Consider the following 19,530-nt stretch of genomic DNA (forward strand, 5'->3'; position numbering starts at 1 on the left):
GGATGTCGCATGATCCGACGGATCGTTTTAAGTGCCATTGCTTTGACGGCCCTGATCTCAGCGCCTCTGCGCGCCGAACAACAGGCCGAGGATATGGTCACCGCCTTTACCCTCGAGAACGGTATGGAGGTTGTGGTGATCGAGGATCACCGTGCGCCGGTCGTTCAGCACATGGTCTGGTATCGCGCCGGATCCGCAGACGAGCCGCCCGGTCAGTCCGGCGTTGCGCATTTTCTGGAGCATCTCCTGTTCAAGGGCACAGATACTCTGGCACCTGGTGAGCTTTCGGCGACCGTGGCGGCCAATGGGGGGCGCGATAACGCCTTCACCAGCTACGATTACACGGCCTATTTCCAGCGCATCGCCGCTGATCGACTGGAACTGATGATGAAGATGGAAAGCGACCGGATGGTCAACATCCGTCTCAGCGAAGAGGAAATCGCGACCGAGCGTGAAGTGATCCTCGAAGAGCGCAACCAGCGCACCGACAACGACCCCCGCGCCCTGTTCCGCGAACAGCTGCGCGCAGCGCAATACCTCAATCACCGCTATGGTCAGCCTGTGATCGGATGGCGGCACGAGATGGAAACGCTTGACCGTGAGGATGCGCTCTCGTTTTACAAGACCTACTATGCCCCCAATAATGCGATCCTGGTTGTCTCGGGCGATGTGACACCTGAAGAGGTGCGCACCCTCGCGGAGAAATACTACGGTGCAATCCCCGCTAACCCCGATCTGCCTGAACGGTTTCGCAGTCAGGATCCGCCACAAACTGCAGCGCGGCGCATGACTTACCGTGATCCGCGTGTCGCGCAGCCTTATGTGCAACGCTCCTATCTGGTGCCTGAACGCGACAGTGGCGCGCAGGAAACCGCTGCGGCGCTTTACCTTCTTTCCGAGCTTCTGGGAGGCGGGAACACCTCGTACCTCGCCAATGCCCTGCAGTTCGATCAGCAGACCGCGGTTTACACAGGAGCATTCTATTCCGGGGTCTCTCTGGACAAGACCAATTTCACCTTCCTGATCGTCCCTGCCCAAGGGGTGTCCCTGCAAGAGGCGGAAGATGCCCTTGATGAGACTTTCCGCAAGTTCCTCCAGGATGGTGTCGATCAAGAGCAACTGGACCGGATCAAGCTGCAACTGCGCGCGTCAGAGATCTATGCACGTGACAACGTGGATCGCATTGCCAACCGCTATGGCCGGGCGCTGACCTCGGGTTTGACGGTTGAGGACGTGCAGGACTGGCCGAAGATCCTGCAATCGGTCACCGCAGATGAGATCCTTGCGGTCGCGCGGGAATTCCTGCGGCCCGAGGTCTCCGTCACTGGATGGATGATGCGCCCAGAGGAGGTCACCCAATGACTGTTTTGACTACGATCCGGGCCGGGCTGCTGTCGTGTTTTGCCCTGTTGTTCTCTGTGCTGTCGGCAGCGGCGGAGATCGACATCAAGGAGGTCACTTCTCCCGGCGGCATAACCGCGTGGCTTGTGGAAGATCACTCGATTCCCTTTGCGGCACTAGAGCTGCGGTTCCGGGGGGGCACCTCTTTGGATGCACCCGGAAAGCGCGGCGCGATCCATTTGATGACAGGCCTTCTCGAGGAAGGTTCAGGTGATATGAGAGCGCAGGAGTACACCAAGGCGCTGGAAAGCCTTGCAGCGAGTTTCTCATATGATGCGGACAAGGAATCCCTGTCGGTGTCTGCGCGCTTCCTGACCGAGAATCGCAATGCTGCAGTGGATTTGTTGCGCCAGACGCTGCTTGAGCCCCGCTTTGATCAGGATGCGCTCGACCGGGTGCGCGCGCAGGTTCTGTCCGGGTTGCGCTCGGACGAAAAGGATCCAGACAGCATCGCTGGCCGCGCCTTTGCCCGGATGGCCTTTGGCGATCATCCCTACGGGAGCGACGGAACCGGCACGATGGAAAGTGTGTCTGCCCTGAACCGTCAGGACATGTTCGAGGCCCATGCGGCCGTATTTGCCCGTGACCGGCTTTATGTCTCTGCCGTCGGAGACATCACCGAAGAGGAACTTGGCACCCTGCTGGACCTTTTGCTTGGCGATCTTCCGGAAACCGGTGCGCCCCAGCCTGGCCCTGCAGATGTCTCCATCGCGGGCGGTACGACGGTGATCGATTTTGACACGCCGCAGTCCGTTGCGCTGTTTGGCCATATTGGCCTTGATCGGCATGATCCGCGCTTTTTTGCGGCCTATATCATGAACCAGATCCTTGGTGGTGGGTCCTTTGAAAGCCGTTTGATGAATGAAGTTCGGGAGAAAAGGGGGCTGACCTATGGGGTGTATTCCTACTTGGTGCCCCGCGACCTCGGTGCGGTCTATATGGGCTCGCTTGCCTCTGCGAATACCAAGATGGCCGAAGCGGTGGAGGTGATCCGCGCGGAATGGACCCGTATGGCAACCGAAGGCGTTACTGAAAAGGAACTTCAGGACGCCAAGACCTATCTGACCGGCGCCTATCCCTTGCGCTTTGATGGCAATGGACGGATCGCCTCGATCCTGGTGGGGATGCAGATGGACGACCTCCCGATCGACTATGTCGTGACCCGAAACGACAAGATCAACGCCGTGACGCTGGAGGAGATTAAGCAAGTTGCCTCCGAAGTGCTTTTGCCCGAGAACCTGCATTTCGTTGTCGTTGGACGGCCCGAAGGTTTGAAGACTGGCGGCTGATCCCAGCCACATTGAAAAACGAAAGCGGGCCGAAGAGTCATCTCCGGCCCGCTTTGTTTGGTTTGGGTTCAACTTTACTCGCCGTAGGGCACCCAGATATTCTTGACCTCTGTCACGGCTTCCAGGAAACGGCGGCTGTGGTCGCTGTGCCAGTCCATCGCGGCACCGTTGTTGACCCAGGTTCGCTTGAGGTTGCTGGCGGAGGCCTTTTCGATCTCTGCCGACAGATCGCTCGAGGAAAAGCTCCAGACCGCATCCACATTCATATGCGATGCCAGCGGGCCTGCCAAATCGCTGTGGCTGCCGGTGAGAATGTTGACCACGCCAGCGGGCACGTCCGAGGTCTCCAGCACCTGATAGAAATCGGTGGCCGCCAGCGGGAATGGCTCGGAGGCCGCCAGCACCACCCGGTTGCCCATGGCAATGGCGGGCGCCATTACGGAAATCAGTCCGAGAAGTGGCGCCTCGTCTGCGCAAAGCGCGCCGATAACACCAACAGGTTCTTTCATCGCTAGCGCCACACCACGGATCGGCACGCCATGGACCTGACCGTCATATTTGTCGGCCCAGGCAGCGGCGGTGAACAGGCGCTGGATTGAGGCCTCAACCTCCTGCGCGCCGGTGCGACGGCCGGTCATGTGGTCGATGCGCTGGGCAAACTCATCCGCCCGCGCCGAGAGGTTTTCGCCGATGTAGTAGAGGATTTGCGCCCGCAGGTGGCCGGTGGTCTTGGCCCATCCCTTGGCGCCAGCTGCGGCTTCGACCGCGTTGCGCACGTCCTTGCGGCTGCCCATGCCCACATGGCCGAGGATATTGCCGGACCTGTCACAGACCGCGCTGGAATAGCCGCTGTCGGGGCGGGCCTGCTTGCCGCCGATGTACATCTTGGCGGTGCGATCGATGAGATCGCTGCCGCTGCCCTGACCGCCGAAGGCTTCGACTTTGCCCAGCGCCTTGGTTTTGCCTTTTGGTTTGGTGTAGGCCGACAGCCCTTCCCAGCCACCTTCACGACCAAATCCGCTTTCGCGCACCCCGCCAAATCCCGCCGCCGCATCGAACATGTTGGTGCCGTTAACCCAAACGACGCCGCAGGCGAGTTTCGGCGCCATATCCAGGGCGAGGTTCACGTTCTCGCTCCAGACGCTGGCGGCGAGGCCATAGCGCGTATTGTTCGCCAGCTCCACCGCCTCTGCCGGGGTGCGGAAGGTGCAGGAGACCAGAACGGGGCCAAAGATTTCTTCCTGCATCAGCCGGTCTGCCGGGGTGAGCCCCTCAATCAGGGTAGGGGCGTAGAAGCAGCCTTCTTCGGGCAGGTCCACCTTGGCCTGATAGGTCTGGCCCGCGTCATTGGAGGCGACCAGATCGGTGATGGTCTTCAACTGCACCGGATCCACCACGGCGCCCACGTCGATGCATTTATCAAGTGGATCGCCGATGCGCAGCTTGTCCATGCGGGCGCGCAGTTTGGTGTGGAACCGTTCGGCTATGCCTTCCTGCACGAGCAGACGCGAGCCAGCGCAGCAGACCTGACCTTGGTTGAACCAGATCGCATCCACCAGCCCTTCGACAGCTGAGTCGATGTCGGCATCGTCAAAGACGATGTAGGGTGACTTGCCGCCCAGCTCCAGCGTCAGCGCTTTGCCGCTGCCTGCGGTCGCCTCGCGGATGCGGCGACCCACGGCGGTGGAGCCGGTGAAGGCGATCTTGTCCACATCCGAGGCCACGATCATCTCACCCACGGCGCCATCGCCGGTGACGATGTTCACAACGCCCTTCGGCAGGCCCGCCTGACGGCAGATATCGGCGAACAAAAGCGCGGTGAGCGAGGTATATTCCGCCGGTTTCAGCACCACGGTGTTGCCCATTGCAATGGCGGGCGCGACCTTCCAGGCCAGCATCAGCAGCGGGAAGTTCCACGGGATGATCTGCCCGCACACGCCAAGCGCGGTGCGGTCCGGCAGTTCGCTCTCCATCAGCTGGGCCATGCCGGCGTGATAGTAGAAATGCCGCTGCGCCAGGGGAATATCGATGTCGCGGCTTTCCCGGATCGGCTTGCCGTTGTCCATGGTTTCAAGCACCGCGAACAGACGGCTGTGTTTCTGCAAAAGACGCGCGATGGCATAAAGGTATCTGGCGCGGCCCGGCCCACCGAGCTTTTCCCATTTCGGCTGAGCGCTGCGGGCAGCGGCGACTGCGGCGTCCACATCGGCTTGAGTGGCTTGGGTCAGGGTCGCCAGCACTTCTCCGGTGGCGGGGTTCTGGCTGTTGAACCCATCTCCGGGCGCGGTGAAACCACCGTTAATGAAATGGCCAAAGCGGTCGCCCTGATCGACCAGCCAGGCCAGCGCCTCGGCAGCGCTTTCGGGGGCGGGACCATAGCTCATGGTGTCAAAGATCTCTTTGATGGACATTTGCGCACTCCTCAGGCCATCGCGTGGCGGTAGCCGGCGGAATAGGCGCCGGTGACATAGTGTTCGAGCTGGCGTTCGATATCGCCCAGTAGGGACGAGGCCCCAAAGCGGAACAGGTCGGGCTGCAACCAGCGGTCGCCTAGCTCTTCTTTCATCAGGCTGAGATAGACCAGCGCATCCTTGGCCTTGGAAATCCCCCCGGCGGGTTTATAGCCGACGCGGTAGCCGGTGCGATCGTAGTAGTCGCGGATCGCTCGGATCATCACCAGGGAGACAGGCAGAGTGGCGTTGACGCTCTCCTTGCCGGTTGAGGTCTTGATGAAATCGGCCCCCGCCATCATGCAGATCATCGAGGCGCGTGCGACGTTGCGCAGGGACCCCAGTTCACCGGTGGCGAGGATTGCCTTTACATGGGCCTCGCCACAGGCGGCGCGGAAGGCTTTCATTTCGTCATAGAGCGCCTGCCAGTTGCCGCTCAGCACGTGGCGACGCGAGATCACGATGTCGATCTCATGGGCGCCTGCCTTGACGCTTTCCTCGATTTCGGCAACGCGCAGATGAAAGGGCGACAGACCCGCCGGGAACCCGGTGGACACCGCTGCGATGGGAATGCCCGTGCCTTTCAGTGCCTCGACGGCTGGGGCGATCATGTCGTGATAGACGCAGACCGCACCGGTGGTGATGCCGGGGGTGCCAAGTGCCTCAAGCAGGTCTGCGCGCACCGGCTGGTGCGCCTTGGCACAAAGGCGCCGAACCCGCCCGGCGGTGTCATCGCCCGATAGCGTGGTCAGGTCGATGCAGGTGATCGCCTTCAAGAGCCAAGCGGCCTGGTATTCTTTCTTTACGCTGCGTCGTCCGGGCAGGCTTGCGCAGCGCCTCTCAATGGCAGAGGTATTGGCTTGCAGCCCCAGTGCCCAATCCAGATCCAGCTCCATACCTGGATTGCGGGGCTCGCTTATCTGCGGCAGTTGCGTATTGCCCGCAGCAGTGCCCAGCGCAGCATTCTCAGAGACGTGGCTTTCCATTGTCGGGGGTTTCCTCATCACAGGTTTGCGCGAAATTCGCACGGGTGCGGCATCTTGGCAAGCAAACCGCCCGCTTTCCGTGCGGTAATTTTGACCTCTTGGACAAAAAGAGGAAATTAGTTGCGAATAATTCTCATTTACATTGACCTTCTTGCGAACCGTTCTCATATTATAGCCAGTCTGACGTCCAAAGGAGATCCAGAATGAATCGCTTGCGCTATGCGTTGATGGGCTTGGCTGTGTTGCTGGCTGTTCCGGTGATGCTTGTTGCCTCTGCAGGCCGTGCCGGGGCAGAGGCGCCGCTCAAGGTGGTTGCGACGACTGGCATGATCGCGGATGCCACCCGTCAGGTGGGCGGTGATGCCGTGGACGTGCGGGCCCTGATGGGACCGGGCGTCGATCCTCATGCCTATCGTCAGACCCGCTCTGACATCGTGGCCATGACCCGCGCGGATCTGGTGCTCTATCACGGTCTCTATCTTGAGGCGCAGATGGAAGATTTCCTAAAGGATCTGTCCCGCAAGAGTACTGTTGTCGCAGTTGCCGAGAGCCTGCCAAAGGACCTTCTGCGGGCCCATGATGACTATGACAACAAGTTCGATCCGCATGTCTGGATGACGCCCGCTCTATGGAAAGAGGTCGTGGCGCGAGTGGCCGAGGTGCTGAGCGAGGTCCGTCCGGACCAAGCGGATGTTTTTGCGGCCAATGCCAAGGCGCATATGGCAGATCTGGATCGTCTGCTGGCCTATGCCAATGAAACTCTTGCTTCTGTCCCGGAAGACAGCCGCGTGTTGATCTCGGCCCATGATGCTTTTGGCTATTTCGGCCGTGACTTTGGTTTCGAGGTGCTGGGCATTCAGGGCATCTCCACCCAGTCCGAGGCGGGCCTTAACCGGATCAGCGAGTTAGTCGACTTTCTGGTGCAGCGGCGTATTTCCGCAGTCTTTGTCGAAAGCTCGGTCTCGGACCGCTCCATGCGCGCCCTGATCGAAGGGGCGGCAGCGCAGGGTCATGAGGTCAAGATCGGCGGAGAGCTGTTCTCGGACGCAATGGGAGCGGACGGGACGTACGAGGGCACCTACCTTGGCATGCTGGATCATAACATCACCACCATTGCCGGGGCGCTGGGCGCCGATGTGCCGGAGCGTGGCATGGATGGCAAATTGTCGGCGGGACTCTGATCATGGGGCAGACGGTTGAACTGGTAAGTACCCAAGGCGCTGACACGGCAGGACAACCGCTTGAGGCCAGCCCGCTCGCCATTCGCGGTCTTACGGTCACCTACGGAGAAAAGCCTGCCGTCTTCAGCGTCGACATGACGGTGGAGCCGGGCAAGATGACGGCGATCATAGGGCCGAATGGCGCCGGCAAATCGACGCTTCTGAAGGCCGCGCTTGGGATCGTACCACCCGTTTCTGGCCGGGTGCAGGTCTTTGGCCGCCCTCTGGAGGCAATGCGTTCTAGGATCGCCTATGTGCCCCAGCGCGCCAGCATCGACTGGGATTTTCCGACCCGCGTGATCGACGTGGTGATGATGGGGCTTTACCGGGAGTTGGGCCTTTTGGGCCGCATCCGTGGACATCATCGCACCGTGGCGCGCGACTGTCTGGATCGCGTCGGCATGGGCGATTTCGCGGATCGTCAGATCGGCCAGCTTTCGGGCGGCCAGCAGCAGCGCGTGTTCCTTGCGCGCGCCCTTGCGCAGGACGCGGATCTTTACCTCTTGGACGAACCCTTTGCGGGGGTGGATGCCGCAACCGAAAAGGCCATCATCACCGTTTTGAAATCCCTGCGCGAAGCGGGTAAATCCGTGGTTGTCGTGCATCACGATCTGGCCACGGTGTCAGACTATTTCGACAACGTCTTCCTGATCAACACCCGCAAGGTCGCCGAAGGCCCGGTGGCGGAGGCCTTCACTCCCGAGACGCTTCAGGCGGCTTATGGCGGCAGGCTGGCGACCGCGCAGATCGACCAGCTTTCGGCTTTGTAGGTCTGAACTCATGCTGCTGGATGCGCTTCTCTTGCAACTTGGCTACAACGCCACGCTGGTCTCGATCGGGGCGGCCCTGCTTGGCGGTGCTGCGGGAATTTCCGGGACTTTCCTGTTCCTGCGCAAGCGGGCTCTGGTCAGCGATGCCGTAAGCCATGCCACCCTTCCCGGTGTCGGAATTGCCTTTCTGGTGATGGTATTCCTTGGCGGCGACGGGCGCAATCTGGCGGGGCTTTTGATTGGTTCGGCCTTGTCGGCGGGCGTGGGTCTGTTGTGCATGAACTGGCTGACCCGCAACACCCGTCTGGCCGAGGATGCGGCCATCGGGGCAGTGCTGTCGGTGTTCTTCGGCTTTGGGATCGTCCTGCTCACCGTAATTCAGACCCTGGGTGTTGGACGGCAGGCGGGGCTTGAAGGCTTCCTTTTGGGTTCCACCGCCGGGATGCTGCTGAGCGATGCGCTGATCATCGCGGGCGGCAGTGCGATGGCGCTCTTAGTGATCCTCCTGATGCGCCGCCCGATGATGCTGGTGGCCTTTGATCCCGAATATGCCGCCGCGCGCGACCTGCCGGTGCATCGCATTGATATGTTGATGATGGGACTGGTGATGGCCGTGACAGTTGTCGGGCTGAAAATTGTCGGTCTGATCTTGATCGTCGCCCTTTTGATCATCCCCGCCGTCACCGCCCGCTTCTGGACCGAGCGGTCAGACCGCGTGGTCGTCATTGCTGGTGTCTCCGGTGCCGCTTCGGCCTACGTGGGCGCGGCGATCTCGGCCTCGGCGCCGAACCTGCCCACCGGGCCGATCATCGTGCTTGTGTCCTTTGTCCTCTTTGTTCTGTCGCTGCTCTTCGCCCCAAACCGAGGTGTTCTGGCTGCCGTGCTGCGCCACCAGAGGTTTCAGCGCCGGGTGCATCTGCGGCAGGGCTTGCTGGCCTTGGCGCAGCGGCAGCCGATCTATGAGCCGCTTACCCTGCGCCTGTTGCGCCGTGCCGGACTTGTGCGCGCCGATGGTGTGGCCACCGAAAAAGGGCGCGCCCGCGCTGCCAAGGCCTTGCGCGATGAAAAACGCTGGGAGCTGGTGCGCAGCGATCTGGCGCATGAGGCCGCCGCCGCCCTTTACGATGGTCTGCGCGAGATTGAGACGGTGCTGACCCCCGATCAGATCAGCGAAATCGACCGCCGCATCGGCGGCCCGCAGGAGGTTTCCGCGTGATGAGCGGCGCTGAATTTGTCCCCCTGTCCCTGACGCCCCTGCTGATCGGCATCTTTGCCGCCGTGGCTTGCGCTTTACCCGGAAATTTCCTGTTGCTGCGCCGACAGGCTTTGATCGGCGATGCGATCAGCCATGTCGTTCTGCCGGGTATCGTCGTGGCCTTTCTTTTGACCGGAGCGATTGCCGCAGGCCCCATGCTGCTTGGCGCCGCCGGCGCCGCCGTCACTGCCGTGATCCTGATCGAGGCGGTGCGTCGCCTGGGCCGCATCGAACCCGGCGCGGCCATGGGCGTCATTTTCACCACCATGTTCGCGGGCGGTGTGTTGCTGCTTGAGCAGACCGATACCTCTACCGTGCACCTGGATGTGGAGCACGCACTTTATGGCAATCTCGAAAGCCTGATCTGGCTCGATGCGACGGGCTGGTCCTCCCTTTGGGACCTTGAGGCGCTGCGTTATCTGCCGCCCGAGTTGCCGCGCATGGCGCTGACGCTGCTTGGCGTGGCCGCGTTCATCGCTCTGTTCTGGCGGGCGCTGAAGATTTCCACCTTTGACGAGGGCTTTGCCCGCACGCTGGGGATCCGAACCGACCTTTTGGGGTTGGCGCTGGTGATCATGGCAGCGATTGCTGCGGTGGCAGCCTTTGACGCGGTGGGGTCGATCATCGTCATCGCCATGTTCATCTGCCCGCCCGCTGCCGCAAGGATGATGACGGACCGGCTGGAAACACAGATCGGATGGAGCGTGGTATTCGCCACCCTTTCTGCCGTTCTGGGCTATGTTCTGGCGGGTTATGGCCCCCTCTGGCTGGGCGCTGCGGACGCGGTGAGCGCGGCGGGCATGATCGCCACCGTTTCGGGCGTGATCTTGGCCATGGCCGCCAGGTTTGGCCCCTGCCGCCGCCGCGCGGGGGCGCCTGCGGGCGTATAACCCAAGCGCTTTGCGGGTGGCAGAATCGAAGGGCTCCATGCTAAATTTAGCGGTATGAGCAGCCCAGACCCCCAAATCAGCGAAGCATCCCGCTCCACCATCCGTCAGCTGGATGACAGCGCCATCAACCGCATCGCTGCCGGTGAGGTGATCGAGCGTCCGGCCTCGGCGGTTAAGGAATTGGTGGAAAACGCCATCGACGCGGGCGCTACCCGTATCACGGTAGACATCGCCGATGGCGGCAAGACGTTGATCCGGGTCACCGACGATGGCTGCGGCATGAGCGCCGAGGATCTGCCGCTTGCCCTGTCGCGCCATGCCACCTCCAAGATCGATGGCTCGGACCTGCTCAATATTCACACCTTTGGCTTTCGCGGTGAGGCCCTGCCCAGCCTTGGCGCAGTTGGCCGCCTGACGATCACCAGCCGCGCGTCGGGCAACGATGCCGCTCAGGTCCGTGTTGCCGGGGGCAAGGTGGATCCGGTGAAGCCTGCCGCCCTGCGCGCGGGCACCGTGGTGGAACTACGCGATCTGTTCTACGCCACCCCGGCGCGGCTCAAGTTCATGCGCACTGACCGGGCAGAGGCGCAGGCGATCGGCGATGTCATCAAACGCCTCGCCATGGCAGAGCCTTCGGTGGGTTTCACTCTGCGGGATGTCTCGGGCGGGGGCGAGGGGCGCGTGACCTTCCGCGCTGATCCCCTGTCGGGTGATCTTTTTGATGCGCTGCACGGGCGGCTCTCTTCGGTGCTGGGGCGGGAGTTTGCCGAAAACGCGCTCAAGATCGATGCGACCCGCGAGGGTCTTCGTCTTTATGGCTATGCAGCGCTGCCGACCTATACGCGCGGCGCGGCAGTGGCGCAGTTCCTGTTCGTGAACACGCGCCCCGTGAAGGACAAGATGCTGACCGGCGCCCTGCGCGCGGCCTATTTCGATTTCCTCAGCCGCGATCGTCACCCGGCAGCAGCGCTGTTCATCGACTGTGACCCGACTTTGGTAGACGTGAACGTGCATCCGGCGAAATCAGAGGTGCGGTTCCGCGATCCGGGGTTGGCGCGCGGGCTGATCGTCTCTTCCCTGCGCCATGCGCTGGCAGAGGCGGGGCATCGTGCCTCCACCACCGTTGCCGGGGCCACGCTAGGCGCCATGCGGCCTGAACAGGCAGGCGGTCAGGGCGCCCCCCATGTCTACCAGATGGATCGCCCCTCGATGGGCGCGCGCACGGCGGCCTATAGCGCCCAGCGGCCTGATTATGCGCCGGTGCCGCCCTATCAGCCGCCGCAGCAGACAGGCGGTTTTGCCGAGATGGCCAGCGCCTATAGCGGGCAGGTAATTGACGAGCCATCAGCGCCCGCGGCAGAACAGGAGCAACCGCCCGAGGCGCTCCCCTTGGGGGCGGCGCGTGGGCAGGTGCATGAGAATTACATCATCGCCCAGACCGCCGACGGCATGGTGATCGTCGATCAGCACGCGGCCCATGAACGGCTGGTCTATGAAAAGCTCAAGAAACAGATGGGCGAAAACGGTGTCGCGGCGCAGGCACTTTTGATACCTGAAATCATTGAACTCTCGGACAATGACTGCGCGCGCCTCCTGGCGGTGGCGGAGGAACTGGCCAAATTCGGTCTTGGCATCGAGGCTTTCGGCGGAAATGCCGTCGCCGTGCGTGAAACTCCTGCGATATTGGGAGAGGTCAACGCAGAGGCCATGGTGAAGGACATTCTGGACGAGTTGGACGATCAAGGCGAAAGCCAGCTGGTGCAGGCGCGGCTTGAGGCGATCCTGAGCCGGGTGGCCTGTCATGGCTCGATCCGGTCGGGTCGGCGGATGCGCGGTGAAGAGATGAACGCGCTGTTGCGGGAAATGGAGGCGACGCCCCATTCCGGCCAGTGCAACCACGGCCGCCCGACTTACGTGGAGCTGAAACTCTCTGATATTGAACGGCTGTTCGGGCGCACGTGATGGAAGGTATGGAAGAGGCCATCGCGAACATGGACCAGATCGGGACGCTGATTCTGATCGCGACTGGTTTTGCGGTGCTTCTGATCCTGCTTTTGGTAATGTCACTGCGTGCCTCGGCCCGGGCGGCCTCTGCGGTGGCACCGCTCGCGCAGCAGATGGAATACCTCGGCCAGTCGGTGCAGCAGCTGCGTGGTGGTTTGCAGCACGTCTCTGACATGCAGGCGAATGCGCAGGTGCAGATGGTGCAGACGGTGGAGGCGCGGCTTTCGGATGTGCAGCAGCATATGAACGACCGGCTAGCCGACAATGCTCTGCGTCAGGCCCGCGCCATGGCCGAGATGCAAGAGCGGATGCAGGAAAGCCTGCATGGCAGTGCGAAACGCACCGTGACCTCCCTGACGCAACTGCAGGAGCGGCTCGCCACCATCGACAAGGCGCAGGACAATATTACCAAACTGTCGGGCGATGTGCTGACGCTACAGGATATCCTGTCGAACAAGCAGACCCGGGGCGCTTTTGGGGAAATCCAGCTCAACGATATCGTCTCGAAAGCTTTGCCTGCCGATGCCTATCGGTTTCAGGCGACGCTCAGCAATGGCAAGCGCGCGGACTGCCTGATCGACCTGCCGAATCCTCCGGGGCCGATCGTGATCGACAGCAAGTTCCCGCTGGAACCCTATGAGGCTCTGCGCCGGGCGCAGACGCAGGACGAACTCGCCTATGCGGCGCGGCAGATGAAGACTGCCCTGCGCGCCCATATCCAGGCGATTGCGCAGAAGTATATCATCGAAGGAGAGACAGCAGACGGCGCGATCCTGTTCCTGCCGTCCGAGGCGGTCTATGCCGAGCTGCACGCCAACTTTACCGACCTGGTGCGCGAAGGTTTTGCAGCGAAGGTCTGGATTGTCTCACCCACCACCTGCATGGCGACGCTCAACACCATGCGTGCGATCCTGAAAGATGCCCGCATGCGCGAACAAGCGGGGGCCATCCGCAATGAGCTGGGCCTTTTGCACCGCGATGTGGAGCGGCTGGGGGATCGCGTTGGTACTCTCGACCGGCATTTTGCCCAGGCCGCCAAGGATGTGGCGGAGATCAAGATCAGCGCCGACAAGGCCGGGCGGCGGGCGCAGCGGCTAGATAATTTCGACTTTGAAGAGATCGACCCGGGCGCCGGGTCTGATCCGACCGGCACCGTGGTGCCGCTGGAGCATCCCGAACGATGAGTAACCTGTCGCCAGATCGCCTTCTGTTGCGGCGAGCAGAGGTTGACGCCGAACGCGTGGTCTCTCTTCTTCGTATCGGTGTATCACTGGGGTTGCTTGGGATCTTCTTCCTGACCGTCTGGGACAGTGTGGAAACAGTCGAAGACTACCTGCGCAGGCAATGGCTCTTTGCGCTGGCCACCATGATTTCATACCTGCTGCTGGGCCTATTTACGCTGTGGCGCGCCCGTCGCGGTATGTTCCGGGGATGGATGATCTGGACGGGCGTGACGCTGGACTGCGCCTTTTTGCTGGTGAATGCCTGGGTGGGGCTTGAGAATACCTCTCTGCCAGGCGGGGTGACCTTTCTGTTGCCACCGATCTGGCTGGTGCCGACCGTTCTGGCCTTTGCGGTCTTGAGGTTTAATCCATACCTGCAGGCCTATACAGTGATCCTGATTGTCTCGGGGCTGTCCTTGATGATCCTGTGGCAACCCGAAGAGATGCCCGTTCAGGCTGCAGAACGGGCTCTGTTCCTGCTGTCACTGCCTCCCAACATCATCCGTATCTCGATGATCGCACTGGCGGGGGTGGTTCTGGTGGTGGCGGCCTATCGTATGCGCGCCCTCTTGCATCGCTCCATCACCGAGGCTCAGGCGCGCACCAATTTGACCCGCTATCTGCCCGCGCAACTGGCTGGACGCCTTGCTGATGGTGGCCTTGAGGAACTGCGACAGGGCCACCGGCAGGACATGGCCGTTTTGTTCATCGACATCCGTGGCTTTACTCGTTGGTCGGAGGGGCGCGATCCGCAGGAGGTCAGCGCCCTTATCACCGAGTTTCGCCACCGGGTGCAGCGGGCGTCAGCGCAAACCGGTGGGATGATCGACAAATACATTGGCGATGCAGCCATGCTGCTGTTCGAAGGTAGGGATGGCGCCTGCCGCGCGCTGGACTGCGTCGATGCCCTTGATGCAGAACTCGAAGACTGGAGCACCGAGCGTGCCAATGCCGGAGAGGCACCCATTCTGGCCGGAATTGGCTTGCACTGGGGAGAGGTTTTCTCAGGCGTTGTCGGCAACTCAGAGCGGCTGGAGTACAGCGTCTTTGGCGATACGGTGAATACGGCGGCCCGGCTGGAGCAGCTGACACGCAGCGCCAATGTCCGTGTTATTGTGTCTGACGCAGTTATTGCAGCTGCCGGAACAGAGCCCGCGCGCGACGGATGGTTCACCCTGCCACCGGTACACCTGCGCGGGCGCAGCAATGGTCTGGCTGTCTTCGCACGGGGGCAGATCGAGCCGGATGCACAGGGAATTGCCCCAGATCAAAGACCGGTGAAACCTGCTACTGTCTGATGGGGATAACCCACGCGAACAGCAGGAGAGACAGTGACATGTTGGAGATTTCCCCAAGAAAGGTGGCCCAGGTTGCAATGATGGCGCGCGAACTGGATCGTGCGGAGGGCGAATTGCGTGCCTTCATCGAGCGGATGAGCATGGACGACCAGGCCGAGTTGACAGCGGTCATGTGGATTGGTCGCGGCAGTTTCGAGGTCGAGGAACTCGGCGAAGCGATCGCCACAGCCCGCAGCGAAGCAACCATCCCGACCGCCGACTACCTGATCGGAACGCCGCACCTTGCGGACAACATCGAGGCGGGCCTCGAGGCCTTGGGCATTGATGTGGGCGATGTCGAGGAAGATGTGATCGGCCGCTGAATGGTGCCGTTGTCAGGTCACGTCTCTAGGTTTGTGTGAATACTTCGCCCGGTAAAGTGAAGGTGATGATGGCCCCGTGTCCGGCGTCGCAGTTCTTCGCCTCGATCAGGCCGCCACGGTTTTGAACAAGGCGCCGGGTGCCAAACAAGCCGAACCCGCCATCCTTGCGGAGCGTTCCAGTGTTGAGAAGCGCAACCGAAGGGTCGGCGAGACCGGGCCCGTTGTCCTGGACTTGAACTGCATAAAAGCCGGGTCTCGCTGGCGTAAGGCTGATCTGGATCTGTAGTTTTCCGTTGGCTGCGTCTTTCGGTTTTCCATGCTTGATGGCATTGTCGATCAGGTTCCGAAGGACGATCAACGTCGCGGCCCGATCGCCGCGGAGTGTTCCGCCGGTGATGTGAAAGTCGCAGTGTTTCAACGGATCCAGAAGGGCAAAGATCTCTTTTCCGAGGTCTTCAAAACTGAATTCCTGAATGTCGGATTTGGTCGAAGTTGCTTGTGCGTGAGACAGGATGTCTGAAATCAGCGACGTGGCCTTCGTGGCGATCTGTTCAAGCATATCTATCAGCTCGAGCTTGCCATCGCCCAGATCCTCGAAATCGTCGCGCAGCATTTCGGCAATAGCAGTCACATTGCGCATCGGTGTACGCAGGTCGTGGGCCGCAAGATTGACGAAATCCTCGATTTCGCCTTGGATGATCTCGGCGCCGATCTGCATGGCTTGAAGGTGACCCAAGGTCGAAATATCCTTGGTGGTTCCAACGATCTGAACGACTTTTCCTGCATCGTTGAGCAACGGCCGGAGCGTGACTTCAATCTGGTGAACGTCACCGTGCAGCGGCAGATGGGCCTGATAGCTATAGGGTTGGGCTGTTTCGAGTACGTGCATATGGTGCCCGAAAATTGTTTCTCCGTTGCGTCCCGGGAAAAGGTCCTTGATGGTTGCGCCCAGTATTTCGGACTCGGGGCGCAGGATGTGGCCACGTGCGTAAGTATTGAATGCCGTGTAGCGCGGGATGTTTTGTTCGTCCGGTTCAAGAACGAAAACGGCCTGTTCGATCTTGTCGAGAAACGCCTTTTGCTCTGGTGTCATGCGGAGTCCTCCGACAGGTTTTGCACGCGGTGGATTCCGGGACGATTGAGCGCGGATGCTGATGACCCTGAAAGTCCGTGAGGGGACCTTTGCAAGTTCAGGCTAAAATCCGGTAAATCGCAAATGCAATAAAACAATATCGTCAAGGCTCCACAAAGCAACGGCAGAGCCTTGACGCATGCATCACCCTGTGTGGTCGATAACTTCCAAGTGCTGCGCCAGCGTGCCGATCTTGCCCATCCAATCTTCGATCAGCTTGGGATCGCTGGGGGCGGCATGGACGCCCGCTGGGATCTGGCGGTTCATCACCGCCTCGATGGCAAAGCTGACTGGGTAGGACACAAGCCGCGCCATTGCAGTGCCGCGCTCATCACCCCAGGCATCCATCACATAGGTCTTGTGCCAGACGGTCTCGCCGTCCTTTTCCGCCTTCAGGCTGACGCATAGGACAACACGGTCCGGCTCACCCTCGTCATAGGCGTTTTCATCCCAGAACTGGTCGGACATCTCTTTCAGGCGGGCATCGCCAGCCTCGCCTTCGAGGGTTTCGACCTCTTTGAATACATCGGCCCAGGCTTCGGACCAGCCATTCAGGCGCAGGGTGCCGCGGACGAACTCCTTAACCGGCCAAGTCTCTTCGAACTCATACTGCGCCATGAAGGGCAGGGAGTCGCGGTTGGGATAAACCTCGAAACTTTCAGGGGTGGGCAGCGGTGCGTCATAGCTGCTGATCGCGTCCCAGGGGCGGTCGACGCGCAGCTCGGAGTAATCCCGCACCGAGCGCGAGGGCGAGCGCAGCGCCTTCAGCACGCCAAGCGGCGACCAGCTGAACTTGTAGCGGAAGGGGTTGGGCGTCTTGGGAATGCCGCCGCAGTAGGAGATAAAGCTGATGTGGTTGTCGGAATCATAAGCGGCCGAGGCTTTGTAGTCATGGACCAGCGCATGGGCCATCAGGTGGTCGATGCCGGGATCAAGACCGACCTCGTTCACCAGCGCCACACCCGCCGCGCGGGCCTTGTCGTCGAGTGCGCGCATTTCGGGCGCGATATAGGAGGAGGAGACGAAATGCGCACCCTTTGAGATCGCCAGCTCCGCCAGCTCCACGTGCCAGTCGCCGGGCAGCATCGAGACGACCACATCGGCCGGGCTCAGCATCTGGGCGAGGTTCGAAATGGAGAAGGCATGGATATTGGTGGTCAGATCACCCACCGCTTCGCGCGCTTTTTCGGGGGTGCGGTTCCACACCGCAACGTCATGGCCCGCCTCCAGAAGGCGGCGCAGGCCGGGGATGGCCGACAGGCCGGTTCCGCACCAGTGAATGGTCATGAATGTGACTCCCTATTTGTATTTCAGTTTAGCCGCCACGATGCTGATGACGATCAGCACCGCGCAGAAATTGGCCAGGATCAATGGCATGTCGCCCACCATTAGCCCGTAGATGAGCCAGAGCGATACAGTGAGTAGAAACATCAGATTTGCCGCCAGCGACAGGCCGGATGTGTCACGCGTACTCCAGGCGCGCCACGCTTGAGGGATCCAGCAGATCGTACCCATCGCCCCGGCTAGATATCCGATGTAGAGTTCCATCAGGAGTTCATGTGCTCGTCAAAGGTGGCCTTGGCCCGGCCCCAAACGCCTTTGTCGAGGTCGCCAAGCGTCAGCAGAGAGGGCAACAGCTGCTCGGCATAGTCGACCGAGCTTTCGGCCGGTAGCATCGAGGGCAGGTTGTCGATCGCCATCACATCGAGCACCGGATCCTCGGCTACGCGTACGGCGGGAGCGTCCCAGGTTGTGGCGCGACTGTAAACAGGCACCGGGTTGTAATCGCTGTCCGGATCGCAGGCGACATCGCCGATGGCGGTCAACTTGCGCGGTGCGTTCAGCGCCGATTGCGGCACGAAGACCGGGGTGCCGGGGCGTGCGAAGATGCAGTTGAGGAACAGATCGTGCTCAAGGATTTCCGGGAAGGGGCCGCCATGCGCGGTTTCCGCCATGTCCCATTTGGTGACCACGACGCCCATGGTCTCCAAGAGGTCTGCCGCACCAGTGCCGACACGGCCAAGCGCGCCGATCACGATGGCATTGGGCCGAGCGTTCGCCACATTGTACAGCTCAGCTGCAAGATCTGCGATCAGCGAATCCTTGTCTGTGTAGACACCAACGGGACCGCAAGTCTCACCGCGCTGCTGTGCGGCCCAGCATTTCAGCGTGACCGCCGCACCCGCATAGCCGGCCCAATAGCCGAAAGCAGCAACCCGGCGGCCGTTTTCCTCGACCAGATATTCCAGATCGTAAAGCGTACCGCCGCCCTCGCGGAACCGGCGCAGGAGCTCCTTGCCGGAGTGCTGTCCCTTGAAGGCATGGCCGAACATGATGTGGCGATGAGGCAATGGGGTGCCATCCTCGGGCAGCTCTTTGAGACCAAAGATGATCGCGTCCCTGGGCGCTTCCGGCCAGCTGTTTTCCGGCGCGATCTCGCAGCCCGCATCGATATAGCCTTGCAGGGGCAACGCCCGGACTGAGCTTTCCTCGACCGTGACCTTGATCCCGGCCTCGATCAGCGCCTTTGCGCCTTCGCCGGTCAGCCCTACCCGTTCTTCGTTCGGGCGCTGCTCGGCCCGTACCCAGAGATGAGTCATTGCTTTTTCATTCCCTCAAACGTCTGTCATAGCATGGATTTGGCGCGCACCGCCTGGACCGAGGCGCGTTGTTCCATCGCCGTCATGAATTCCTGGATCTTGGGGTAGTCCGCAATTGATACCCCATCCCCTTCGAGCCAGTTGCAGACCACGAAAAGATAACAGTCCGCAAGGGAGATTTTCTCCCCCAGCACAAAGGGGCCACGCAGGCCGTTTTCGCTGATATAAGCGGCAGAGGTGGCCATGGTTTCCGGCACTTTTGCGGCCATGTCGTCAAACGAGGATTGCTGCGTCGCCCAGCGGCTGCCGCGCATCTTGTGGGCGTGATTCACATGCATGGTAGAGGCAAGGTAGTACATCACCTCGCGCATGCGGGCCTGTTGCAGCGCATCTTCGGGACGCAGACCTGCCTCGGGAGCGAGATCCGCGATATAGTCCAGCAGGGCGCCGGTTTCCGTCAGAATGCCACCTTCGACCACAAGTGCGGGTACACGGCCTTTTGGATTGATCTGGTGATAGGCGGGCTTGGTCTGTTCGGCGCTGGCGAAATCCACCTGAACTGATTCGTATGGCAGACCTGCTTCTTCAAGGGCGATGGCCACGGCAATCGAAATGGTTCCGGGTGTGAAATAGAGCTGCATGGTCAATCC

At 61.1% G+C, this 19,530-nt stretch carries 17 protein-coding genes; 10 read left to right on the forward strand and 7 right to left on the reverse strand.

Going from position 1 to position 19,530, the window contains the following annotated elements; translation table 11 throughout:
* Positions 1–9 precede the first annotated feature (9 nt).
* Both INS80_RS07650 and INS80_RS07655 read left to right on the forward strand, forming a co-directional pair.
* Positions 10–1,362 carry a M16 family metallopeptidase gene (locus INS80_RS07650; protein WP_192965067.1) on the forward strand — a complete coding sequence of 451 codons (1,353 nt, stop codon included), beginning with the start codon at positions 10–12 and terminating at the stop codon, positions 1,360–1,362.
* The gene (locus INS80_RS07655; protein ID WP_192965068.1) at positions 1,359–2,690 is read left to right on the forward strand and encodes a M16 family metallopeptidase; all 1,332 of its coding nucleotides are present in this window, start codon (positions 1,359–1,361) and stop codon (positions 2,688–2,690) included. Before INS80_RS07650 ends, INS80_RS07655 begins: the two co-directional genes overlap by 4 nt.
* Positions 2,691–2,764: 74 nt before the next feature.
* On the opposite strand, the gene INS80_RS07660 is transcribed toward INS80_RS07655, so the two are convergent.
* The gene (locus INS80_RS07660; protein WP_192965069.1) at positions 2,765–5,101 is read right to left on the reverse strand and encodes an aldehyde dehydrogenase family protein; all 2,337 of its coding nucleotides are present in this window, start codon (positions 5,099–5,101) and stop codon (positions 2,765–2,767) included.
* Positions 5,102–5,112: 11 nt separating this feature from the next.
* Positions 5,113–6,126: a deoxyribose-phosphate aldolase gene (deoC, locus tag INS80_RS07665; RefSeq protein ID WP_192967228.1), complete on the reverse strand. Its 1,014-nt coding sequence runs from the start codon at positions 6,124–6,126 to the stop codon at positions 5,113–5,115.
* A 227-nt stretch (positions 6,127–6,353) separates the two neighbouring features.
* Between deoC and INS80_RS07670 the strand changes: the two genes are divergently transcribed.
* From INS80_RS07670 to INS80_RS07705, 8 genes are read left to right on the forward strand one after another with little or no spacing between them, the layout of a single operon-like run.
* A complete protein-coding gene (locus INS80_RS07670; RefSeq protein WP_439650956.1) occupies positions 6,354–7,307 on the forward strand; it encodes a metal ABC transporter solute-binding protein, Zn/Mn family in 954 nt (317 codons plus the stop codon).
* A gap of 2 nt (positions 7,308–7,309) precedes the next feature.
* Complete coding sequence (locus INS80_RS07675; protein ID WP_192965071.1) at positions 7,310–8,116, forward strand: metal ABC transporter ATP-binding protein; 807 nt, start codon at positions 7,310–7,312, stop codon at positions 8,114–8,116.
* 10 nt (positions 8,117–8,126) lie between these two features.
* Positions 8,127–9,332 (forward strand): metal ABC transporter permease, encoded by a 1,206-nt coding sequence (locus INS80_RS07680; RefSeq protein ID WP_192965072.1) that lies wholly within the window; start codon positions 8,127–8,129, stop codon positions 9,330–9,332.
* Complete coding sequence (locus INS80_RS07685) at positions 9,332–10,261, forward strand: metal ABC transporter permease (protein WP_192965073.1); 930 nt, start codon at positions 9,332–9,334, stop codon at positions 10,259–10,261. The genes INS80_RS07680 and INS80_RS07685 overlap by 1 nt, the downstream gene beginning before the upstream one ends.
* 54 nt (positions 10,262–10,315) lie before the next feature.
* Positions 10,316–12,223 carry a DNA mismatch repair endonuclease MutL gene (gene mutL, locus INS80_RS07690; protein WP_192965074.1) on the forward strand — a complete coding sequence of 636 codons (1,908 nt, stop codon included), beginning with the start codon at positions 10,316–10,318 and terminating at the stop codon, positions 12,221–12,223.
* Entirely contained in the window at positions 12,223–13,449 is a 1,227-nt protein-coding gene (locus INS80_RS07695) for a DNA recombination protein RmuC (RefSeq protein ID WP_192967229.1), read from the forward strand. Before mutL ends, INS80_RS07695 begins: the two co-directional genes overlap by 1 nt.
* Positions 13,446–14,786 (forward strand): adenylate/guanylate cyclase domain-containing protein, encoded by a 1,341-nt coding sequence (locus tag INS80_RS07700; RefSeq protein ID WP_192965075.1) that lies wholly within the window; start codon positions 13,446–13,448, stop codon positions 14,784–14,786. The genes INS80_RS07695 and INS80_RS07700 overlap by 4 nt, the downstream gene beginning before the upstream one ends.
* Positions 14,787–14,824: 38 nt before the next feature.
* Complete coding sequence (locus tag INS80_RS07705) at positions 14,825–15,148, forward strand: DUF3775 domain-containing protein (RefSeq protein ID WP_192965076.1); 324 nt, start codon at positions 14,825–14,827, stop codon at positions 15,146–15,148.
* 25 nt (positions 15,149–15,173) lie between these two features.
* On the opposite strand, the gene INS80_RS07710 is transcribed toward INS80_RS07705, so the two are convergent.
* The 5 genes from INS80_RS07710 to INS80_RS07730 all read right to left on the reverse strand — a co-directional run bounded on the left by INS80_RS07710 (position 15,174) and on the right by INS80_RS07730 (position 19,521).
* The gene (locus tag INS80_RS07710; protein WP_192965077.1) at positions 15,174–16,241 is read right to left on the reverse strand and encodes a PAS domain-containing sensor histidine kinase; all 1,068 of its coding nucleotides are present in this window, start codon (positions 16,239–16,241) and stop codon (positions 15,174–15,176) included.
* Positions 16,242–16,424: 183 nt separating this feature from the next.
* Positions 16,425–17,567 (reverse strand): saccharopine dehydrogenase family protein, encoded by a 1,143-nt coding sequence (locus tag INS80_RS07715; protein ID WP_192965078.1) that lies wholly within the window; start codon positions 17,565–17,567, stop codon positions 16,425–16,427.
* Between the two features lie 12 nt (positions 17,568–17,579).
* A complete protein-coding gene (locus INS80_RS07720) occupies positions 17,580–17,828 on the reverse strand; it encodes a SemiSWEET family sugar transporter (RefSeq protein WP_192965079.1) in 249 nt (82 codons plus the stop codon).
* Positions 17,828–18,880 (reverse strand): saccharopine dehydrogenase, encoded by a 1,053-nt coding sequence (locus tag INS80_RS07725; protein ID WP_192965080.1) that lies wholly within the window; start codon positions 18,878–18,880, stop codon positions 17,828–17,830. The genes INS80_RS07720 and INS80_RS07725 overlap by 1 nt, the downstream gene beginning before the upstream one ends.
* A 26-nt stretch (positions 18,881–18,906) precedes the next feature.
* Positions 18,907–19,521: a glutathione S-transferase family protein gene (locus INS80_RS07730; RefSeq protein ID WP_192965081.1), complete on the reverse strand. Its 615-nt coding sequence runs from the start codon at positions 19,519–19,521 to the stop codon at positions 18,907–18,909.
* Positions 19,522–19,530 lie beyond the last annotated feature (9 nt).

Origin of the sequence: Phycobacter azelaicus, from assembly GCF_014884385.1 — a bacterium.
Classification (GTDB): domain Bacteria; phylum Pseudomonadota; class Alphaproteobacteria; order Rhodobacterales; family Rhodobacteraceae; genus Phycobacter; species Phycobacter azelaicus.

Coding starts and splice junctions, on each gene's coding strand:
- INS80_RS07670 (WP_439650956.1), top strand. CDS start 6,354: ATGGGCTTGGCTGTGTTGCTGGCTGTTCCGGTGATGCTTGTTGCCTCT.
- INS80_RS07680 (WP_192965072.1), top strand. CDS start 8,127: ATGCTGCTGGATGCGCTTCTCTTGCAACTTGGCTACAACGCCACGCTG.
- INS80_RS07675 (WP_192965071.1), top strand. CDS start 7,310: ATGGGGCAGACGGTTGAACTGGTAAGTACCCAAGGCGCTGACACGGCA.
- INS80_RS07685 (WP_192965073.1), top strand. CDS start 9,332: ATGAGCGGCGCTGAATTTGTCCCCCTGTCCCTGACGCCCCTGCTGATC.
- INS80_RS07710 (WP_192965077.1), bottom strand. CDS start 16,241: ATGACACCAGAGCAAAAGGCGTTTCTCGACAAGATCGAACAGGCCGTT.
- mutL (WP_192965074.1), top strand. CDS start 10,316: ATGAGCAGCCCAGACCCCCAAATCAGCGAAGCATCCCGCTCCACCATC.
- INS80_RS07700 (WP_192965075.1), top strand. CDS start 13,446: ATGAGTAACCTGTCGCCAGATCGCCTTCTGTTGCGGCGAGCAGAGGTT.
- deoC (WP_192967228.1), bottom strand. CDS start 6,126: ATGGAAAGCCACGTCTCTGAGAATGCTGCGCTGGGCACTGCTGCGGGC.
- INS80_RS07660 (WP_192965069.1), bottom strand. CDS start 5,101: ATGTCCATCAAAGAGATCTTTGACACCATGAGCTATGGTCCCGCCCCC.
- INS80_RS07715 (WP_192965078.1), bottom strand. CDS start 17,567: ATGACCATTCACTGGTGCGGAACCGGCCTGTCGGCCATCCCCGGCCTG.
- INS80_RS07650 (WP_192965067.1), top strand. CDS start 10: ATGATCCGACGGATCGTTTTAAGTGCCATTGCTTTGACGGCCCTGATC.
- INS80_RS07695 (WP_192967229.1), top strand. CDS start 12,223: ATGGAAGGTATGGAAGAGGCCATCGCGAACATGGACCAGATCGGGACG.
- INS80_RS07720 (WP_192965079.1), bottom strand. CDS start 17,828: ATGGAACTCTACATCGGATATCTAGCCGGGGCGATGGGTACGATCTGC.
- INS80_RS07725 (WP_192965080.1), bottom strand. CDS start 18,880: ATGACTCATCTCTGGGTACGGGCCGAGCAGCGCCCGAACGAAGAACGG.
- INS80_RS07705 (WP_192965076.1), top strand. CDS start 14,825: ATGTTGGAGATTTCCCCAAGAAAGGTGGCCCAGGTTGCAATGATGGCG.
- INS80_RS07730 (WP_192965081.1), bottom strand. CDS start 19,521: ATGCAGCTCTATTTCACACCCGGAACCATTTCGATTGCCGTGGCCATC.
- INS80_RS07655 (WP_192965068.1), top strand. CDS start 1,359: ATGACTGTTTTGACTACGATCCGGGCCGGGCTGCTGTCGTGTTTTGCC.